We start from the raw sequence: 19,805 nt of genomic DNA, 5'->3' as shown, positions 1-19,805 counted from the left end.
AAGGTTATGCTCCTAAAGTACTGACAAGATGCTCAAGCATCTGACTTACTACATTTATGTATCTGCTGGATGCGTTATATGCATTCTGGAACTGTATCATATATTCAAGTTCTTCATCACTTGATACTCCAACGATTTGCTCTCTTGCCGCAGATACCGCTGAAACCGTCTGCTCCTGGGCCTCTTTTACGCTGTTATGTACATCGCCGGAATTGGCAACCTGTGATACCAGACTGTTATAGTAAGTAATAAAACTGTTTCTGCTTGCAACGTTCGGGTTCAGCACATATTTTTCACTGGTAAATGCTGCCCTGAGCGCCTCTGTTGTATCATTATCCTCATTTCCATCTTTTGTTCTGAAGGTAAAAGTCGTAGGGTCTTTTAACAAAATAGGATTTATCTGAGTATTCTTAATAGTAAAACCTGTAGTTACTGAGCCTGCAGGATGATCATCATCAATATCATAGGTAAGAGCATCAGTCTTATTGGCTACCACAAACATTGCAAAATCTGAAGTTGTTCCAAGACTGTTATCAAGGGTTGCCGGATTACTTTCTGCATCTTCCATGATCTGATTTATCGCAGTCATGATATTGTGGACCATCTGGTCGAACTCCGCCTGAACATTCATGATCACTGAATTAGCGATATTTGAATTGTAATAGTCTTCGCTTTCAGTTATGTCATGATATGTAGCGTTGTGATCACCTCTTGCCAAAAGAACTGACTTAAGCTTTCCAATATCGGTATTCGTGGAAGTTGAGATTGTTTGCGTCAGGTCGTATAAGTGGCCGCCCGAAATAGATGTGATTATCTCTTCTCCGTACATGTTATATTCTTTTTTGGCTGCGTATTCCCAGTATGGTGTGGCATATCCAACAGGGCTGTCCAAAGTTGTATCTATTCCGATATGATTGACGTGATCTGTTGTAACAAAGGATGATCCTTCAAAAAGAACTGTCACATTACCAAAAACATCCTCTGTATACTCTATTCTTCCCATTTCGCCAAGCTTATCCAAAAGATTGTTTCTCTCATCTCTAAGGTCGTTGGCTTTTTCATGTCGTCCTGATTCTATGCTTACAATATCTTCATTGAGTGTTCTTATCCGGTCGCCGTAACTGTTTATGTTATTAACCATTTCATATACGGACAGATCAAGATTTTCCTGATAGGATACCATTCCGTCGTAAACACTTTTGGCTCTGGTTAAAAACTCGTTACACCTTGTTACAAGTGAACTTTGCGTAACTGCTGAACAAGGATCCTTTGCCAGCTCCTGAACTGCAACCCAGAGGTTGTTGAGTGACTCAGCAAATTCTGTCCCGTTCATTTCCTGAAGCTGATCCTCGATCTCTTCAAGAGCCTTCTGTGAAATATCATAAAAAGCGTATCTTCCGGACTCCAGCCTGTAGGAAATATCCAGAAAATCGCTTCTTACCTGCTTACAGTTATTATATTCAACACCTGTACCAATCTGTTTCCAGGCGATGGCCTCATTTCTTTTTTCAAGAGTCTGATAAGCTCTTGTTCCCTGTGAGACCTGCTGCCTTGTGTAGCCCAATGTATCAACATTAGCCAGGTTATGTGCAGTTGTATTTAATGCGTTTTGTGATGTTGCCAGACCTGACTGACCAACATACAGATTAGCCATAAGTGACATATGCTGCCTCCTAAAAAAGGGTACAAAAAAGACACTACCGCGTTTAAACGGTTTCCACATGAGTTATCTTCTTTGCGCTCCCCCTATAAGGGGGAGATTTTATTGCTTTGCATCGAATCCGCCCTGTGTGTAACCTAAACATTCGCCTGTAGTGTCTAAAGCTCTTGAATAATTCGCCGTCTGCGGAGCGCTTTTTGACGCTTGGATGATGTTCATTTCAAATTTCACCATTTCCAGTGAACTAATAAGAAGTTCCTGGTTCTGGCTATTCACACGTCTGACACTATTAGCGACAGTAACGAGTTTATCCCGTCTTGATGCCAGATTTCTCTGATCTTCTGGTCTTTTCTCTAAAACTACGATCAGATCGGTCAGTTTCAATGAATTAACATCCTTGTTAAGCACGTTTGCAATATCCTGCATCGCGGTCTGTCTTTTCTTCTCGAGCGACTGGATATTACCTATTATGTGCTGCTCCTCATCCGTGATCTTCGCAAGTGCAGTCAGATCGCCCTTTACAATAATAGGGGTCTTTCTGCTTGATAACTCCAGTAATTGTTCATACATAGTACATTCCTGATCAAGCACGCTGACCAGATTCTCCATAAGACTAGCCACTGGAATCATCCTCCTGATATTTATTTAATTAATTACGCAAGCCCGTTAGCTTCGTCGAATTTAGCCAGTAATTTATCTGCAAAAGCCTCTCCACTCACGTCATAAGTTCCATTTTTAATAGCTGCTTTAAGCGCCTGCACTTTGTCTTCCCTGACATCCGGAGCAGCGTTCACAGCCTGTTTAGCAACCTGAATTTCTTTTCCGATAGAAGAAAAGGATACAGTATCCCTTGCGCCCTCAGTCTTCTTAGTTGCTGTGGTCTTATTAACTTTGCTTGTCGAGTAAATCTGCTGAACCTGACTGTATGCATCTATTCGCATAATCTTTTCCTCCTTCCTTGGAGTTTTTTTGCTTCTACTTCATTTATCGGTAGAAGTTGCCATTACTTTAGCTGTTTCTGAAAAATATTTCCCCAAATATTATTCACAAAGAAATGGCTAAAACACCCAAGGTTGCCATACTTTTTACGGTTTCCAATATCTTTATCGACCAAAAATTAAAAAACTTTAGAGTATTTTTATAATTTTTTTTATTTTTTTCAGTTAGTTTCTGAAAGGTCTCTTTCTCTGGCTCCGTCAACCTCTCCACTGAGGAAATGTCTGCGACAGAGGGAAACATAGGATTCATTTCCCCCCATCATGATCTGTTCACCGCTTCTGACGATCTTGCCATTGCTTACACGTGCATTGAAGTGAGCCCTTCTTCCACACCAGCAGACTGTAGGAACTTCTTCTATATAATTGGCAATTTCCATAAGTCTCTTTGATCCGCTGAATAAATGACTTGTAAAATCTGTTCTAAGTCCATAACAGATCACAGGAAGATCATACTTATCCACAACTTCTGCCAGCATATCCACCTGTTCCTCTGACAAAAACTGCGCTTCATCGACGATCACACAATCCAGCTTTTTCCAGTTGTCACTATTTCCTGTAAACCATTCATTTTTTACTTCTTCCAAAAAGTCTTCAACAAATGTGCACTCAGCACTGAGGCCAATCCTTGACTTTACTGTTTTTTCGCCATCTCTGTCCTCAGCCTTTGGCTTTAATAAAATAGCTGTCTGCCCCTTCTCAAGATAGTTGTAACGCACCATAAGTGCATTGGCTGTTTTGGAACTCCCCATTGCTCCATACCTGAAATACAGTTTTCCCATTGTTTCTCCCCTTGATTAATGTTTTTTGATCTATAAAAATCTATATCTGATCTGTCCTATACCACCTGGCACTCTTGTTATTCATTGCCCTTTATCAGTACCAATTTATTATAAGGAATCTCGATGCCTTCCTCATTAAACCGCTTCATAAGCTCAATGCGAACATCAGAGCAGGCTGTCGGATTATCCCTGAAATCAGCTGTCTCCATAAGTGCTCTTAAGGTCACACCGCTGTCATCGCAGCTTCTGCACAAAACATTTGGCCTCGCCCCGAAGTGCTTGGGATGAGATGCTATCACATCTGCCATAATTTCTTTTGCCTTCTCAATATCAGTGCCATAAGCGACCGAGATATCTATAGGATATGAAAAAGATTCTTCCTGAGTATAGTTAATTATTGAAGCTGCCCCAACTATGGAATTAGGAATGTAAATGATCTCATTCTGATAAGTCTTAATAACTGTGTGTCTAAGTGTGATGTTCTCTACAAAGCCCGGTTCATAGGAGTTGATCATTACCCTGTCACCTATGTCAAAAGGCCTTGAGTGAGAAGCAGAAAGAGCTATTCCTGCAAACACATTTGCAAGAGTCGACTGGGCTGCAAGACCAAGTACTACAGCTGCTATTCCGGAAGAAGCAATCGCCGTCTCCCAGGTCTTTGAAAAAGCAGGAATACCGCTCATTGCAGTAAGTGCTGCTACCACCCACAATATCGCTATTATGATACCCTTTAGGAAAATGAGATGGAGCTTGCCGCGAAGCATCTCTTTGCTCAAGAATTTATTCATCAGAAAGCTAAGTAAATAAGCCATAATAAATGGTAAAACATATTTTAGAAAAACATTTAAGAATTCTGTCATAATTGCTCCATATTGTACATTTTTAGTTATTTAACTTCTAAAGTATACCATATATGGACATAAGAAAGAATGCCGCTTGCAAAGCATTTTATTAATCAAAAGAAAGATCCCACCCGCATATTGATTACGGATGGGATCATGATCATTTTTTTACAAAGTTGCCATATCAAGCTGGTGCACTGTTCCGACACCGCCGCTTTCTCTTAAGAATAGCCCCGACGCCTTCATCATACCGGCGATCACAAATTCACTGTTTTGATGCGTGAACTCAGTTGATGCACTTCCAAGATAGATTGCTCCCACATCTGCCTCTTTTAGCGACATCAGATGGTCCTTCCCCTCTTCATCCCGGATCCATATCCTGAGAGCCTCATAAATCTCGTCGTTTTCATCAATCCACCCGTTGTTGTCTTTGTCATATACTCCCAAATCCTTGAAGCCATCCCCACTCTTCGTTCCAAAAAGCTCTGAACCGTCATTGATCTTTCCATCGCGGTTTCTGTCCAGGGCAAGATAACCGCTCCCTTGTGAAAGAGCTGAAATCTTTTCCTCTTTGCCATCACAATCAAGATCAAAATAGAAATGCTGGTCGGAAATAGATGAAACATCACTTCCAACATTGATGACAAGCGGATCAATAAACTTTGCAGCACTTGCCATAGTCATTCCTGCATACTGACAGAATCTCCTGGACATTGAAAAATCCACATTAAAGTCAATGCTTCTGCCATCTTCGGTCAAAGCCAGTCCCTGTCCTGAAAATGTGGTCATCTCTTCCTCAACATGCACCATCTCGACAGTTGTCACCTTAAGGAAAGAATTACTTGTCAGCATATTGGCTGTGTTAGAGATCGTATCCTTGAAATGTCTGCTTTGGTCTTCACCGCCAAGCATTTGCAAAAGACTCATGATTCTTTGAAGAATTGAATTCCTGATCTCTGCAAGCTGCTGCTCAAGTGATGACTCGTAATTACCAAGATACTCTGTCTTTGACGGTTTTAACGAGGAATAGTTTTCGCTTCCTGTCGCCTTGCTTTCGGATAGATCTCCAGTTGAAATCTCAAGACTATCCATCTTCTTTTCCTGATCATTTAAACTATCAAGAAAAGCGCTTCTGGTCACTACGCCACTTTGTACATTAACCGTATTCTCCTCGTAGTACTGGTGGCTTGAGACCATGTTTACCTGTGCCTGTGCAATTTTCATGGTACCTCCTTTGGGTCACGAAGGTTCATATTTTGCGCTAACAGAGGCAGACTCTATATTTGCGCAAAGAAAATGAACCTTCAAATGAAGATGTTGATCCTCCATGAAGATTCACGCTTTCCCTAGCTATAGTCGTAAGCCGCTGGCACTGCTTACTTTTTTGATGCAGCATTTAAGCTACTTATTGTATCGGTAAAAAAAACTTATACATTAGTCAAATAATAAAAGACTAAATATTCAGACTTCTTCATCATCCATTTCTTCAAATGCAATGATAGAATCAATGATATCCTCAAAGTCCTCTTGAAGTTCCTCTAAAGTATCGCCTTCGTAAGTGTAGATCTTGCCGTCTATCTCAACTTCTCCGGTATAAAAATCACACTTCTCATCATACTCTACAGTTCCCTTATATCCTTCGTATTCAAGTTCTTTTTTTGACATAAAAAATCTCCCTCGGTTATTCGCCGCGGGAGATTTTCTAAATAGCTGATAAATATCAGTCTTTAACTTCGATCCTTGCTGCCTCTTCCTTCTCAGGAATTGCTTCCTTTTTAGGAAGTGTAACTGTCAGTACACCATTTCTGTACTGGGCAATTATATCTTCAGGCTTAAGGCCTTCTACACTAAAGGACCTCTGATAAGATGAACTTCTTCTCTCACGACGGATGTACTTACCATCATTATTTTTTTCATCCTTATTTTCGCTGTGAGAAGCACTAATTGTCAAGACATCATTCTTCAGGTCGATATTGATATCCTCTTTATTAAATCCAGGGAGCTCAGCTTCAAGCTGATAGCAATTATCTTTTTCGATCACATCGGTTCTCATGAGGCCTGACATGTTATCAAACTTTTTGCCCGCGCCTTTGTTGTAATCGCAAAGCTCGCCAAAGAATCTGTCATTAAATAAGTTGTCCATCTCATCAAAAATATCATTATTACTCCAAAGCATAGGCATTAACATAAAACATCACTCCTTTTCTATTTATATTTTTTATTTAGGTTGTAGTAGTTTTGTGCAGCCAGTTAAGATTGTTTAAAATGTAATTAGCACTCTTTAATGTTGGCTGCTAATTTCTTGTTACAAGTATGTTATAGAACATGTAGCACATAATGTCAACACATTAATTTCTAAAAAAAATATAAACTCTCAAATACATACGTATAAAAAGAGAGTATTTCTGCTAAAGCAATACGCTTACGCAAAAATACTCTCTCTAATCTACATGAACAGTCTCTAATTATTTTAAGATATCTTATGAATAGCTTTCTTAGGACACTTCTCTACACATGTACCGCAATGTGTGCACTTCTCCTGGTCGATGGTTGCCACATTGTTTTCCACAGTGATTGCGCCGGCAGGACAGTTCTTTTCACAAATATGACAGGCAATACATCCAACCTTGCAATATCCGTTAACAAGTTTACCCATATCCTGTGATTTGCAGGCAACTGATTCCTGTGCTGAGTATGGAATTAGATCAATAAGGTGTCTTGGGCAGATGTCTATACACTTTCCGCAAGCCTTACAATTCTCTTTATCCACAACTGCTACGCCATTAACCACATGTATCGCATCAAACTGGCAAACCTGAACGCAGCTTCCGCCGCCAAGGCAGCCATAAGAGCAAGTCTTTGAGCCGCCGCCCGGAGCCTGTGCCTGAAGTCTACAATCTGATACGCCCTTGTACTCATATTTCTGAGCTGCATTCTCGCAGTCACCGTTACAATGAACAAATGCAACCTGCCTCTCTGTCTCAACAGCTGCAACTCCCATTATCTCTGAGATTGCTGCTGCAACAGGAGCACCACCAACAGGGCACTGATTAACTGCTGCCTCGCCTTTAGCTATGGCAGCCGCACAACCTGAACATCCGGGGAAGCCGCATCCACCGCAGTTATTACCAGGAAGTGCCTCTAAAATAGCAGCTTCTTTTTCATCCACATCAACATGCAGTTTCATGTCTGCCAGTCCAAGGATAAGACCAATCACAATTCCTACACCGGCTACAACTGCTGTTGCAATGATAATTCCATAGGTCATAGTCTTTTATCTCCTATTATTTTTATAGAGTGATATACGGATTGCTCCACTTCGTTTTCGCAATCCTACATACATTCGGAACACGATATGCTCATTAAATTCGCATATCTTTATTCCTCATGTATGTTCGGTCTTCAAGGTTACAAGTATATGCATGCAAGCATGCATACTTGTAACTTCTCATCCCTTTATCACTCACTTCAAAGCTGAGAATCCGGTAAATGCGATAGCCATAAGTCCGGATGTCAAAAGAACCATTGGCATTCCCTTAAATGGTGCAGGGATGTCATTGTATTCCATTTTTTCACGAAGACCTGCCAGAATTACAATAGAAATTGTAAAACCAATTGCTGTGGCAAAACCGCAAATTGTACTCTCAAGAATTGTGTATCCATCAGTTACGTTATTGAGGGCAACACCAAGAACTGCACAGTTTGTTGTAATAAGAGGAAGATATACACCAAGTGCCTGATATAAGGAAACGATGTATTTCTTCAGGATCATCTCTACGAACTGAACCAGCATGGCAATTACCAGGATGAATACAATAGTCTGAAGATATGAAAGATCAAGTGGATTCAAAATAAACTTATAAATAATGCTGCACACAAGTGAAGCAAGTGTGATAACGAAGATACATGCGCCACCCATTCCAAGAGCTGTATCTGTTTTCTTTGAAACACCAAGGAATGGACAAAGTCCAAGGAACTGGCTAAGTACTACGTTATTAATAAGTGAAGCTGAGATCATCAGCCCAATTAAACTAAGTATTGTCTCTCCCATGATTACTTAGCCTCCTTTTCTGCTGCAATCTTATCTGCTGCTTTTTCTTCAGCTGAGCCGCAGCAACCCTCGCCAAATTTTGAAGTATCCTTGCCTTTCTTGGCCATGTTTGATTTGATCTTATTCATGATAGCGATCAAAAATGCAAGAACAAAGAAAGCTCCGGCCTGCTGTACAAAGATGCTGATTGGCTGATATCCGGAAAGGAATGCACCAACTGGTCCGGGAACAACTGTGCCTGCTCCAAGGATCTGAACATCAAAAGCTGTGCCTGCTCCGACAAATTCACGAACAAGTCCGATAACAGTGATAGCGCAGGTAAATCCGATTCCCATTCCTATTCCATCAAAGAAAGCCGGAACAACGCCGTGCTTACTAGCATATGCTTCTGCTCTACCAAAAATGATACAGTTAACAACGATAAGAGGAATATATACACCAAGTGCGCTGTTAAGTGCCGGTACATAGGCCTGCATAAGAAGCTGGACCAATGTAACGAATGAAGCAATAACTACGATAAATGAAGGAATTCTGACTGTTCCCGGAATCACCTTACGAAGAGCGGAAATAACCGCATTACTAAGCGCCAATACAAAAGTTGTTGCAAGTCCCATACCGAGACCATTTATAGCTGATGATGTTACTGCCAGGGTAGGGCACATACCGATCATCAACACAAGAGTAGGGTTTTCAGCTACAAGGCCGTTAAAAAATCTCTCTAAAGGAGTATCTTTCTTAAATCCTAAAGCGCCCGTTTTTACATCTGCACTCATGACTGACCTCCTTTCAAAACATTCTCAAAATAGTTCACAGCTGCATTCACACCATTAGTTACGGCCCTTGAGGTGATTGTTGCACCTGAAATAGCCTCTATCTGTGTGGCTGAATCTGTCATCTGACCACTCTTCACAACTGTGAACTGCTGAGCATTTTTGTCAACGAACTGTGGAACCAGCACCTTTTCTGCATTCATTCCAAGTCCGGGAGTTTCAGCAATTGAAATGATTGAAATACCATTTACATTTCCATCATTTGTAATACCAACTGTGTAAGTAATAAAATCGCCATATCCTTTTGAGCTTACCTGAATGACATATCCAAGAGCTGCACCTGAAGCATCCACTGCCTCTTTTACGCTCTCAATAGTAACACCCGGGAATGCTGCACCAGCCTGCTGAGCACCGGCTTCATCTATTGCTACGTCATTGAAAGTAGCGGCTGCTGCGAATACTGACTGGTTCGCCTTATCCTGTGCAAGCTTTTCCTGATAAGCTATAGGCGCCTTTGTCACCTGGTATACAACTCCAAGAAGTACACCTGCAACTAAAGTGATTGCAAAAAGGATCAGGGCGTTTTTAATCATGCTCTTTGTATCGTTCATGTTATTTCGCCTCCTTTTTTGCAACTCTCTTTATACCAAAGGCTCTTGGAATAGTGAACTTCTCAATAAGCGGAACAAGAAGGTTTGAAATGATGATCGCATATGAAACGCCTTCAGCATTTGCTCCGAATATACGGAATATTCCGGTCAAAAGACCTAAGATAAAGCCATAGATATATCTTCCCTTGGTAGTGATAGGACATGTCACATAATCTGTTGCCATAAAGAAGGCACCGAGCATAAGTCCACCACCAGCAAGGTGTGCTGAAATATAGGACCAGTTAAATCCATACCCACCAAAAAGACCTACAAAAATAATGAAGGTGATTATGTAAGTAAATGGAATTACGTAATCGATAATGCCTATTGCAAAGAGGATCATGGCTCCTATCGCAATGCAGAGCATTGATGTCTCACCGATAGTACCTGCTGTTCTACCGATAAGCATATCCATTACATTAACCTCTACACCATTCTTCAAATTGGCAAGTGGTGTAGCTCCCGTATAAGTATCTGTAACGAAGTTGGTCATAATAGCCGGGAAAGAAATAACCAAAAAGCATCTTCCACCAAGTGCCGGGTTCATAAAGTTCTGACCAAGTCCGCCAAAGAGCTGCTTAACAAGGATAATTGCGAAGATACCTCCAAGGATTGGAATCCAGAACGGAACTGTTGATGGAAGGTTAAGTCCAAGCAAAAGTCCTGTTACTACTGCGGAGAAATCTCCGATAGTTATCGGCTTGTGCATTGCTTTTTCGTAAATAAACTCCGAAAGCACGCAGGAAGCAATCGATAATAAAATAATAATTAGTGCATCCAAGCCAAAGTTATAGATACCAAAACCTGTTGCAGGCAAAAGAGCTATCACAACCCACATCATAATATTTGAAGTAGTGGTTTTGGATCTCACATGGGGATTGGATGATACGCTTCTTAAATCACTCATCTTATCTCGTCCCCCTTACTTTTTTCTTTTTCCGAGCTGTATTTTTCTCATGCCCTTAATGAGCTGAGTAAGCTGGCGTCTTGCCGGACAAATATAACTACAGCATCCACATTCGCAGCATTCCATTCCATACATATCAAGGAATGCCTTCTCATCACCATGTTCAACAGCATCTGCCAGATTCTTGGGGATAAGTCTTTCAGGGCAGGCCTCTACGCAACGTGCACAGTTGATACACGCACTTGGCTCAAACTCTGCTACTTCATCCTTAGTAAGGCAGGTAAGTGCTGAAGCTGTCTTTGTAGTAGGAACGTCGAGATCAAAGATTGCAAATCCCATCATAGGACCGCCTGAAATGATCTTGGCAGGTTCTGTCTTAAATCCGCCTGCATCCTCCAAGAGCTCTTTGTAATTGGTTCCAATCCTTACCTTATAGTTTCTTGGATCTGTGATAGCGTCACCGGTAATGGTAACAATTCTCTCCATGAGAGGACGTCCCTCTTTTACCGCTCTGCACACAGCACAAAGAGTATCAACATTGTCAACGATACATCCAGCATCTGCCGGAAGCATTGAAGAATTGATCTCTCTACCTGTAACTGCATAGATGAGCATACGCTCAGCACCCTCAGGATACTTGGTCTTGACGGGCTTAACGCTTATCTTTTCCTCATCTTTTGTTAATTCTTTGAATTTAGCGATTGCATCAGGCTTATTGTCCTCAATTGCAAGGATTCCTCTCGCATTTGGGAAAATACTAACCGCAATCTTAAGACCTTCCAACAAAAGCTCAGGCTCTTCGATCATACGCCTGTAGTCGGAAGTCAGATATGGCTCACATTCAGAGCAGTTTGCGATAACATAGTCGATCTTATCCGGCTCTTTTGGTGAAAATTTAACAGCAGTTGGGAATCCTGCACCTCCCATACCAACGACACCAGCCTCTCGAACAGCTGCAATCTTGTCCTCGGCGGTCATTTCTTCGTACGGTTTTAATGGCTTAAATTCCACTTCGTCATAATTACCATCGTTTTCAACTATGATGCTGTCACACATAGCTCCTGTCGCAAGACGCCTTGGCTCGATTGCCTTGACTGTTCCTGAAACAGTTGCATAGATGGGCGCAGAAACAAAGCCACCTGCTTCTGCAATCTTCTGTCCTGTAAGAACATGATCACCAACAGCAACGATTGGTTTAGCCGGTGCACCTATATGCTGTGATATCGGATACACCAAATCCCCTTTAGGGAGGACTGATTTGATGGGCTTATCCTTGGATAATTCCTTACCTTCGTAAGGATGGATTCCGCCCGTAAAAGTACCTCTTGCCATCTCCTACCCTTCTTTCATATTTTTGTTTATAGTGAAAGTACAGGGGCTATCCCTGCACTTAAAACTACTTATTTAATTATACTAAATTATGTACAATTTTGCTTGATTAATATCAAAATAATCTGTCAATTTTATCCACCTGTCTATATATTGTGTTAATTAACCTTTCCCCCCTATATATATCGGTTTATAGATGCGTTATATTTGCTTTATTGTAATTTAATGCTTGCCATCAAGCCCAGTATTTCCGTGAATTCCCGCTTTTAGCAAACGCACGTTCGATTGTTTTCACTATAGCCAAGTGCTATTGTCATGTGCAGCGAAAATGACTTCGCTTAACAACACACATATATTCTATGGAGGGAATTAGTGTTATGCAAAAGAAATTTCTAGTATCTTTAACAGCAACAGCAACTGCTTTCTCAATGCTTGTTGCACCAAGTCTCACTGCATTTGCAGAAGATGCAGCAGCCGAAGATGTTACTACCCCTATCAATATAACTTCTGATAGCGAAGAAAAGAAAGTTGTAGTCGAAAGTGTTACTGTTGACACAGGCAATAGTGCTATTACTGTTTCAACTTCTGAAGGCTCTGTTACTGTTAATAAAGATGTAAATACAAGCGGATCAAATGGTACAACGACTCGTCATTACACAGATGGTGACAAGACATATAACACTTCTGCTCCTGCAATCAACGTAACTGCAGGTAACATCGAAGTAAAGGGAAATGTTAATGCAAATGGCGATGATCAGACTGGAATTACTGCTGGTTCCTATGTCACAAATGATAAGGCAGAAGTAACAGTTGATGGAAAAGTTTCTGCGAATGGTACCGGTATAAATGCACGCGGTGAAAATACAACTGTTGAAGTTGGAAGTGTCAATTCAGGAGATGATGCCATATTTGCATATGATGGGTCAACCGTTATCGTTAACGGAGATGCTATTTCAACAGGTGCAGTAAACACAACTTCATCCGGAGAATATAACAAAGAGACCAAGCAGTATGAAAAAAAGACCGAAAGTTTTTACGGCTCTGGCATCCAAACTGATGGAAGCGCTAATATTTTTGTAGATGGCAATGTTATTGGTATAAATAGTGACTCTGTTGGAATCTTTCAGGATATAGAAGATTATAACAATAATGAAGAGCAGGGAGCTATTATCATCACCGGCACAATAGCATCTTCTTCTGATAGTTCACCTCGTCTCTCAATTGGCAACTCTTATACATATGGTGATGAAGTAAAACCAACATATAAAGACCTAGATGATGTTTTGGCATCAATTCCAGAAATAACTATCTATGAAATGGATAAAGGATACATTAATATTGACAGAACAGTTGACGATGCTAATGTAACTTATAGCGACGTCTATAGAGCTGTAGTTAAGACAATCAACTATATCATCAACCAGGATACAGAAAGCCAGAAAAAATATGGTCTTAAGTTAACTGAAGATAATGAAAACGTGAAAACAATCTCTGATCCTAATAAAAAAACTTATGACACAGTAAATATAAGTGAAGCATTCAAGGTAGCCGCAAATGTTCCTGAAGGCTATGAAGTTACTGCCGGAGAGAACGTTAAAGTAACAAATAATGGTGATGGAACATTCACACTGGTTCTTCACAACGTTAAAGGCGGTATCAACGTTAAGGTAACAGCAATTGTTAAGACTACTGAGAATACAGATGGTTCACAGAGCTACGAAGTTGTAGTAGAAAATGTAACTCCATCTTATGCAGATCCTGCACAGGCTCCTGCAGGTGCAATAGTTGTATCTAACACTGTAAGCGCAGCAGATACTCCAAGCCAGATTGCAGCAATTAGCGGAACAAAGCCTGCACGTACTGTTTCCTATAACATGTCAAGCATTACTCCAATCCAGTACAAGGAATCAATCATTTCTAACGTAGCAGCAGCTCCTCAGGGCGGCGCTATGAACATTGAAACTGACAGAGTTGCCTGCCTCGATTCAAAGATGATCGCAGCAATCGCATCTCGTCCTGACATTGATGTAAACGTCGTATTCACATACGGTGGCAAGAAACTTAAAGTTACTATCCCAGCAGGATATGACGTAAGTAAACTTCTTGATGAGTATGGCTACTGCGGATTCTTAAGACTTATGTCAATTCTTGGATCTACTGAGCTTTAATAGTTTAAAAAAGAGTCGCATCTGCGGCTCTTTTTTTATTATTTCCTTACCCACTATGAACATCCTACAGTTCAAGCACATGTGCGATCACATGACAAGCGTACAGGCTCATTGCAAATCTGCTCTTTTTCATATTCTCATTAAGGTCAAAGAAAATATTCTTATCGTTATAATCTGATTTAAAAAACGGCGCAAAGCACAGGTTCCATTCCTGTAAATACTGTCCCTCTTTTTTGGTGTAGCAATTCTCAGGTGATGCCTTTACTCTGTAATCTTTGTCCACAAAGCTTGCGATAGACTTGTGCAAAGCTGTGTCTTCCTGTGGAAGATAATAATAATCCTTATAATTGGAATAGAAGTATTTTAATGTTGTTTCATATAATGGAACTCTGAGAACTGCCTCAGTTCCATCAATTTTGAAATAACATCCGTCAAGATTCCCTGAAAGTGAAGAAGGAAGAGGTTTAGGAACTGACAGTTTCATGTAGACTTCCTTTTTCTGCGTTCCATCTATGTCGTTATAGTAGTTGGCCTGAACTTTTTTAGCGCGGACAGGCAACAGCTCAAGAAGTTCTTCTGATGAAGGAATCTCTGCGTCAGTTCTGACAGCTTCTTTAGGAAGCTTTGAAAAAGAATTAAAGAACTCTTTATACTTGAGCATCGTAAGAACATCAAACATTCCTTTGACATCTTCATAATTGTGAAGCATGAGGAGCTTTAATTTCTCAGCATCTTTGGAAACAGTATAGTCCTGATAGACCGGAATAAGCTTCCCTCCATCATACTTATCTTCTCTCTGAATTCCCAAATAAAGCTCAATTGTCTTTTGCTTACAGTCAAGAAGCCCCAACTGCTTTTTATAAGGCTTTACCTCCTTATAAATATCAAGGGAACTCATATGCGCAAACGGATTTGAAAGTCCATACTTTTCAAATTTGGCTAAAAGAAATGGAATATCAAATCTGTCACCGTTAAAGTGGATAAGTATCTTATACTCCCTGGAGAATTCAATAAACGCCTCAAGAATCTCTTTTTCCTGATCAGGTGTCTCAGCAAAAAACTGACAGACGTGCCAGTTACCATTATCATGATAAGCACATCCAATAAGGTATATATCAGCACTCTTGGGAGAAAGCCCAGTAGTTTCAATATCAATAAAAAGAAAATCTTCAGGCTTGCAGTTTAAAAGATCCGGCAAAGTCCTTACAAAATGACTACCAGAAAGAACAATTCCCTCACTAGTCTTAATCATACACGTTTCCTCTTTCGTAATAATACGAAATCTCCTATAAGAAATATTTTATCAAATAGGTATAATAAAGCAAGAAGCGGTTCACAGATACCAGATCATCTGCAAACCGCCTCTTGGAGTCTATTTTATTCAGTTTCCTGATGCTGGAGCCTGCTCGTTTGTAGGTGCCTCACCTGATGGCGCCTGTCCATCAGATGGCATCTGACCACCGGTTGGGGCCTGGCCGTCTGTTGGCATTTGGCCCTGCATCATACCACGGCCGCCCATGCCGCCACCGTGGCCACCCATGCCCATGCCTCCGGTGCTGTTAGTTGTATTAATGCTGTCTGCTGTAATCTCACCTGACTGGTCACCGGCTGTAAATGTGTAGGTCTCGCCTGAAACAAGATCTGCTGAAGAATAAGTGATTGCGCTCGCACTCTTGATAAGCGTAAAGCTTGCAACTTCATTTCCTGATGAGTCACTGACTGTAATAACAGTTCCCTCTTCGAGCTTCTCGCTAAATACATAAGTAATTGTCTGCTGAGTTGATGAAGAGTCTGCATTTTCAAGCATTCCTGATGATCCAACCGCTGTCACTGTTCCTCCGTTTATAACGAAGATCCCCTGATTTTCAGTTCCTATGTCAATTGCGGCATTCATATCATCAGAAGGACCATCAACATATACTGTTCCGCCATTTATTGTAAGGTTCTTATTTGAATCAAGTCCGTCACCGCTGGCATTTACATAAACAACACCGCCATTTATTGTGATATCAGGATCTGTAAGGGTTGTAGATGCGTTAAATCCATCATCTGAAGATGTTACGCTTACTTCACCATCATTTATAGTAATGACTCCCGCTTCAATTCCTTCATAGCTGTCTTCTACAGTTATAGTTCCTCCGTTGACTGTAAGGTTTGTGTCTGAATGTACTCCATCATCCCCAGATGTAATGTTAAATGTTCCTGAGTTTATAACAACATCTGATGTTCCGTGAATTGCATCGTCCACTGTATCAATTGTAAATGTACCACCATCAATTGTCATAACACCTTCTGCTTTGATACCCTTCTGGCTCACACTGTTTGAATCTGAATCTGTAGAGTCGGCTGCATCATCCATCATTCCTCCGCCAAATCCACCGTTATCACCAGTCGGCTGCATATTAGCCTGATTCTGCGCTCCCATCTGTCCCGGCTGGAAGCTGCTCATAGCAGATTCAATTGCATCAATAGTTGTCTGATAATCAGCAGAAATGGTTCCATCTTCGACAAGTCCATTTAGCCAGTCAACAACACTATTCATGTCTCTTGGTGCACTTTCCAAAGCTCCTGCCTCTTCGAGTGCTGCAGCAAGATCACTTGCTCCATCAACTCCCATTCTCTCAAGCATTTTTGCGATCATATCGGAACTATTTCGCTCGCCGCCCATGCCGCCACCGCCAGGTGCTGCTTCGGATTTCTTTTCAACTGATGCTGATCCGTTTCCTGTAAAGATGTCAAAGTATCCATCCGCAATATTAAGAGTTCCGTCTGACTGTATTGCATCACCATAAGAATCAATATCAAATGTTCCTGATGTTATGTTAAGTTCTGTTCCTGCCTTAATTCCATCATTTGCTGAAACCAGAGTGAGATTAACGTCACTTATTGTCAGTATTTCTTTTGACTGAATGCCATTGTTGATGTATCCATTAACAGTAAGTGATCCGCTTCCGGCCACAGTGAGGCTACACTTAGCCATGATTGTTGCCTTCTGGCTGTTGCTAAATCCTTCATCCGCTGCTTCTGTGCTATCTGTACTTTCAGATGCACTTGCAGTATCTGCAGAAGACGTTTCAGTTGTAGCGCTATCAGACTCGCCAGCTGCCACATTTGTCTCAGCACTTGCATTTGCCTCATCAATAGCTGCCTTAGCCTCTTCATAAGTTGTCTCTGTTCCGCTTGTAAGCACGTTCTCAGTGCCTTCCATCACGTAGATAGTTGCGCTGTTTGCGTATTCAATATAGATTGCATCCTTCTCGCTGTTTGTAATTGTCGCTCCGTTCAGAACGATCGTTACATCCTGGCCCTCAGCCTCAACTTTGATTCTTCCTTCTGTTAAGGTACCACTAAATGAATAGGTTCCACCCGATGTGATCACAATGTCATTATCTTCTACACTTGCTCCGTTACCGCTCACAACTGATCCATTATCGGAAAGTGTGATCACTGCTGTAACATCACTTAAATCTATACTTGCATCAGAACTTGCAACAACTGTTGCACTCTCTGTACTAACCGTGGCTGTCTCATTTTCACCTGTTGTTGTCCCACATCCTGCAACCAACAAAGCTACTGCCATTACTGTTGCAAGTCCAATTCCCATTTTCGATTTCATTTTTTTATTTAACATATTATTCTCCATTCTACTTTTCACATGCCTTTAGGCTGTTCTTTAAACTCATTCTCTTTGTCTACACTGCCATTCTAAAAAAACAACCTAAATCCAGCCTAAAAAAATATTGAGGAAAATATAAATTCACGGCGCAAAGTAATTTCCAAAAACACATAAAAACTCACACTGATCATCCAACCAGTGTGAGCTTTAAATATTATCTTTATTAAATTAGTCGCCTATACTGAATATGCGAATCTGTCACGCAGAAAATCCACACATTTAATCATCTAGCCTGAGCCCATGTAACCCCGTACATCTGCTCCATGAGTTTTCTAAGTTCATCCTTCATGGAATTGCAGGCAGATGCTTCATCAACAAAGTTCATAACTCCGATGCGTTCTTTTTTATCCTGGAAAAAGACAGCCCAACCATTCTCAGTTTTATCAAGGCATATTCTATTCTTATGATGTCCACCAATTTTGTAAAGCTTTGATGGTACCAAGTGTTCTTTGAAATATTTCTGAAGTTCCTTTGCGTTCATAGTTGCCTCCCAAGTGAAATCTCTATTTGCTATCATGAAAATAGTGGTTTCTTAAATGATTGCATGTAGTTTTGATTACTACATATAATATATCACATAACTACTTGAGTGACAACATGCTTTTGATGCAAAAATAAACATGCCTCAATACCAGCTTATTTCCCTGCCATATCAATTTGTATCCCTGTTCACATACTTGTTATGGAACTTGGAATAAACGATCTTTTGACTGCTATAAAGGCTTGAATATCCGGAGAAGGTGTAGCTCAGTGCAACAGCCAAAAGATAATATGGCATGCCTTTGAAGCCAAATAATTCAAAACAAATAAATAGTGATGAAATAGGGCAGTTGGTCACTCCGCAAAAGAGCGCCCCCATTCCGATAGCAGCGCAAAGGGCCGGATCAAATCCTAAAAGTTGTGAATAAAGGCAGCCAAAAGTTGCGCCTATATAAAGAGCTGGCACAATTTCACCACCCTTGTAGCCGGCGCCAAGAGTCAGCGCTGTAAAAATGATCTTCAAAAGAAAAGCAAAATAAGGAGCCTCACCACTTAAAGCCATTTCAATCACATTCATTCCAGCTCCGTTGTAATACCTTGTTCCGGAAATAAAAGTAAGAGCCGCAACAATGCAGCCACCAACAAACACTCTCAAATATGGATTGGTAAAAAACTTCTTATATAGTCGCCCGGATATTTTCAAAACATCACAAAAGATAACGCTGACTACTGCACACAAGATTGCAAGAATTGCAGTAAATATCGCATTATAAACAGTAAACTCAGGCACGATGTTTACTGCAAATGTTTCCCCCTGAGCTCCCAAAAACTCTGCAACTCCTGAAGCTACCAGAGCCGATACAACACAGGGCACAAGAGCTGAATAGTACATAATACCTACATTTTCAATCTCCATTGCCATAAACGCAGCAGTCATAGGAGTTCCGAAAAGTGCTGAGAAAGCAGCACTCATGCCACACATAGTGATGATCTTTATATTTCCATCTTTTAGTCTGAAGAGCTTTCCGAGATTGTAGCCGATACTTCCGCCCATCTGAAGCGCCGCACTCTCACGACCTGTTGAACCACCAAACAGATGAGTCAAAGTCGTAGAGATGAAAATAAGCGGAGCTTTCGTAATAGGAAGGTTTTCTCCCGCCTGAATTGACTTGATCACAAGGTTTGTTCCCTTATCCTCATAATCCTTGCAGAGTCTGTACAGAAACACTATCAAAAGACCTGCAAAAGGAAGCCCTAGAATAATATAATCATGCTCGTTTCTAAAACCTGTAGCCCAAACTATCGCGCGTCCAAAGGCTGCACCAATAGCTCCAACCACAATTCCTGTTATACTTCCCAGAATTATCCACCTGAAAAAGACTCTTATCCTCCCAAGAAGATCCATCTCCGGCATATGATCAATGATATACTCGATAGGATTACTGTTCTTTTCCTTGTTTTCCATACACTTACCTCAAACTTCTGTTAAAAAAAA

19 protein-coding genes are annotated in these 19,805 nt (G+C 40.8%); 1 reads left to right on the top strand and 18 read right to left on the bottom strand.

Annotated elements, in window-relative coordinates; genetic code table 11:
• Positions 1 to 4: 4 nt before the first annotated feature.
• From flgK to rsxC, 14 genes are all read right to left on the bottom strand, one after another.
• Positions 5 to 1,663, bottom strand: a complete 1,659-nt coding sequence (gene flgK, locus C4S54_RS03830; RefSeq protein WP_160110672.1) for a flagellar hook-associated protein FlgK — start codon at positions 1,661 to 1,663, stop codon at positions 5 to 7.
• A 99-nt stretch (positions 1,664 to 1,762) separates the two neighbouring features.
• Positions 1,763 to 2,290 carry a flagellar protein FlgN gene (locus C4S54_RS03825; RefSeq protein ID WP_242973733.1) on the bottom strand — a complete coding sequence of 176 codons (528 nt, stop codon included), beginning with the start codon at positions 2,288 to 2,290 and terminating at the stop codon, positions 1,763 to 1,765.
• Positions 2,291 to 2,313: 23 nt separating this feature from the next.
• Positions 2,314 to 2,601: a flagellar biosynthesis anti-sigma factor FlgM gene (gene flgM / locus C4S54_RS03820; protein ID WP_022773617.1), complete on the bottom strand. Its 288-nt coding sequence runs from the start codon at positions 2,599 to 2,601 to the stop codon at positions 2,314 to 2,316.
• A 218-nt stretch (positions 2,602 to 2,819) separates the two neighbouring features.
• A complete protein-coding gene (locus tag C4S54_RS03815; protein WP_103868342.1) occupies positions 2,820 to 3,437 on the bottom strand; it encodes a thymidine kinase in 618 nt (205 codons plus the stop codon).
• A 77-nt stretch (positions 3,438 to 3,514) separates the two neighbouring features.
• The gene (locus C4S54_RS03810; RefSeq protein WP_103868341.1) at positions 3,515 to 4,297 is read right to left on the bottom strand and encodes a mechanosensitive ion channel family protein; all 783 of its coding nucleotides are present in this window, start codon (positions 4,295 to 4,297) and stop codon (positions 3,515 to 3,517) included.
• A 150-nt stretch (positions 4,298 to 4,447) separates the two neighbouring features.
• Complete coding sequence (locus C4S54_RS03805) at positions 4,448 to 5,503, bottom strand: hypothetical protein (protein ID WP_103868340.1); 1,056 nt, start codon at positions 5,501 to 5,503, stop codon at positions 4,448 to 4,450.
• 237 nt (positions 5,504 to 5,740) lie between these two features.
• Entirely contained in the window at positions 5,741 to 5,944 is a 204-nt protein-coding gene (locus C4S54_RS03800) for a hypothetical protein (protein WP_103868339.1), read from the bottom strand.
• 55 nt (positions 5,945 to 5,999) lie between these two features.
• Positions 6,000 to 6,467: an Hsp20/alpha crystallin family protein gene (locus tag C4S54_RS03795; protein WP_022773610.1), complete on the bottom strand. Its 468-nt coding sequence runs from the start codon at positions 6,465 to 6,467 to the stop codon at positions 6,000 to 6,002.
• A gap of 282 nt (positions 6,468 to 6,749) precedes the next feature.
• The gene (locus tag C4S54_RS03790; protein ID WP_022775986.1) at positions 6,750 to 7,547 is read right to left on the bottom strand and encodes an RnfABCDGE type electron transport complex subunit B; all 798 of its coding nucleotides are present in this window, start codon (positions 7,545 to 7,547) and stop codon (positions 6,750 to 6,752) included.
• A 195-nt stretch (positions 7,548 to 7,742) separates the two neighbouring features.
• On the bottom strand, positions 7,743 to 8,330 hold the full coding sequence (locus C4S54_RS03785; RefSeq protein WP_022775988.1) for an electron transport complex protein RnfA: 588 nt from the start codon (positions 8,328 to 8,330) through the stop codon (positions 7,743 to 7,745).
• 2 nt (positions 8,331 to 8,332) lie between these two features.
• On the bottom strand, positions 8,333 to 9,103 hold the full coding sequence (gene rsxE / locus C4S54_RS03780) for an electron transport complex subunit RsxE (RefSeq protein ID WP_022775989.1): 771 nt from the start codon (positions 9,101 to 9,103) through the stop codon (positions 8,333 to 8,335).
• Entirely contained in the window at positions 9,100 to 9,711 is a 612-nt protein-coding gene (locus tag C4S54_RS03775) for an RnfABCDGE type electron transport complex subunit G (RefSeq protein ID WP_103868338.1), read from the bottom strand. Before C4S54_RS03775 ends, rsxE begins: the two co-directional genes overlap by 4 nt.
• Before the next feature lies 1 nt (position 9,712).
• Positions 9,713 to 10,657 (bottom strand): RnfABCDGE type electron transport complex subunit D, encoded by a 945-nt coding sequence (locus C4S54_RS03770; protein WP_022775992.1) that lies wholly within the window; start codon positions 10,655 to 10,657, stop codon positions 9,713 to 9,715.
• 15 nt (positions 10,658 to 10,672) lie between these two features.
• Positions 10,673 to 11,989, bottom strand: coding sequence for an electron transport complex subunit RsxC (rsxC, locus tag C4S54_RS03765; protein ID WP_103868337.1), 1,317 nt, complete (start codon positions 11,987 to 11,989; stop codon positions 10,673 to 10,675).
• 374 nt (positions 11,990 to 12,363) lie between these two features.
• On the opposite strand from rsxC, the gene C4S54_RS03760 reads away from it, so the two are divergent.
• Positions 12,364 to 14,154, top strand: a complete 1,791-nt coding sequence (locus C4S54_RS03760; protein WP_103868336.1) for a hypothetical protein — start codon at positions 12,364 to 12,366, stop codon at positions 14,152 to 14,154.
• 64 nt (positions 14,155 to 14,218) lie between these two features.
• Here the strand turns inward: C4S54_RS03760 and C4S54_RS03755 are convergent, their stop codons facing one another.
• From C4S54_RS03755 to C4S54_RS03740, 4 genes are all read right to left on the bottom strand, one after another.
• The gene (locus tag C4S54_RS03755) at positions 14,219 to 15,406 is read right to left on the bottom strand and encodes a ribonuclease H-like domain-containing protein (protein WP_103868335.1); all 1,188 of its coding nucleotides are present in this window, start codon (positions 15,404 to 15,406) and stop codon (positions 14,219 to 14,221) included.
• Positions 15,407 to 15,535: 129 nt separating this feature from the next.
• Positions 15,536 to 17,785 carry a carbohydrate-binding domain-containing protein gene (locus C4S54_RS03750; protein ID WP_160110671.1) on the bottom strand — a complete coding sequence of 750 codons (2,250 nt, stop codon included), beginning with the start codon at positions 17,783 to 17,785 and terminating at the stop codon, positions 15,536 to 15,538.
• Positions 17,786 to 18,053: 268 nt separating this feature from the next.
• Positions 18,054 to 18,311: a hypothetical protein gene (locus C4S54_RS03745; protein WP_022775998.1), complete on the bottom strand. Its 258-nt coding sequence runs from the start codon at positions 18,309 to 18,311 to the stop codon at positions 18,054 to 18,056.
• Positions 18,312 to 18,482: 171 nt separating this feature from the next.
• Positions 18,483 to 19,775: a chloride channel protein gene (locus C4S54_RS03740; RefSeq protein ID WP_103868333.1), complete on the bottom strand. Its 1,293-nt coding sequence runs from the start codon at positions 19,773 to 19,775 to the stop codon at positions 18,483 to 18,485.
• Positions 19,776 to 19,805: the final 30 nt, after the last annotated feature.

This window comes from Butyrivibrio sp. Su6 (genome assembly GCF_900108105.1).
Lineage (GTDB): Bacteria > Bacillota > Clostridia > Lachnospirales > Lachnospiraceae > Butyrivibrio.
Note: the sequence above shows the minus strand (reverse complement) of the source record. Positions and strands in the feature narration are given on the sequence as shown.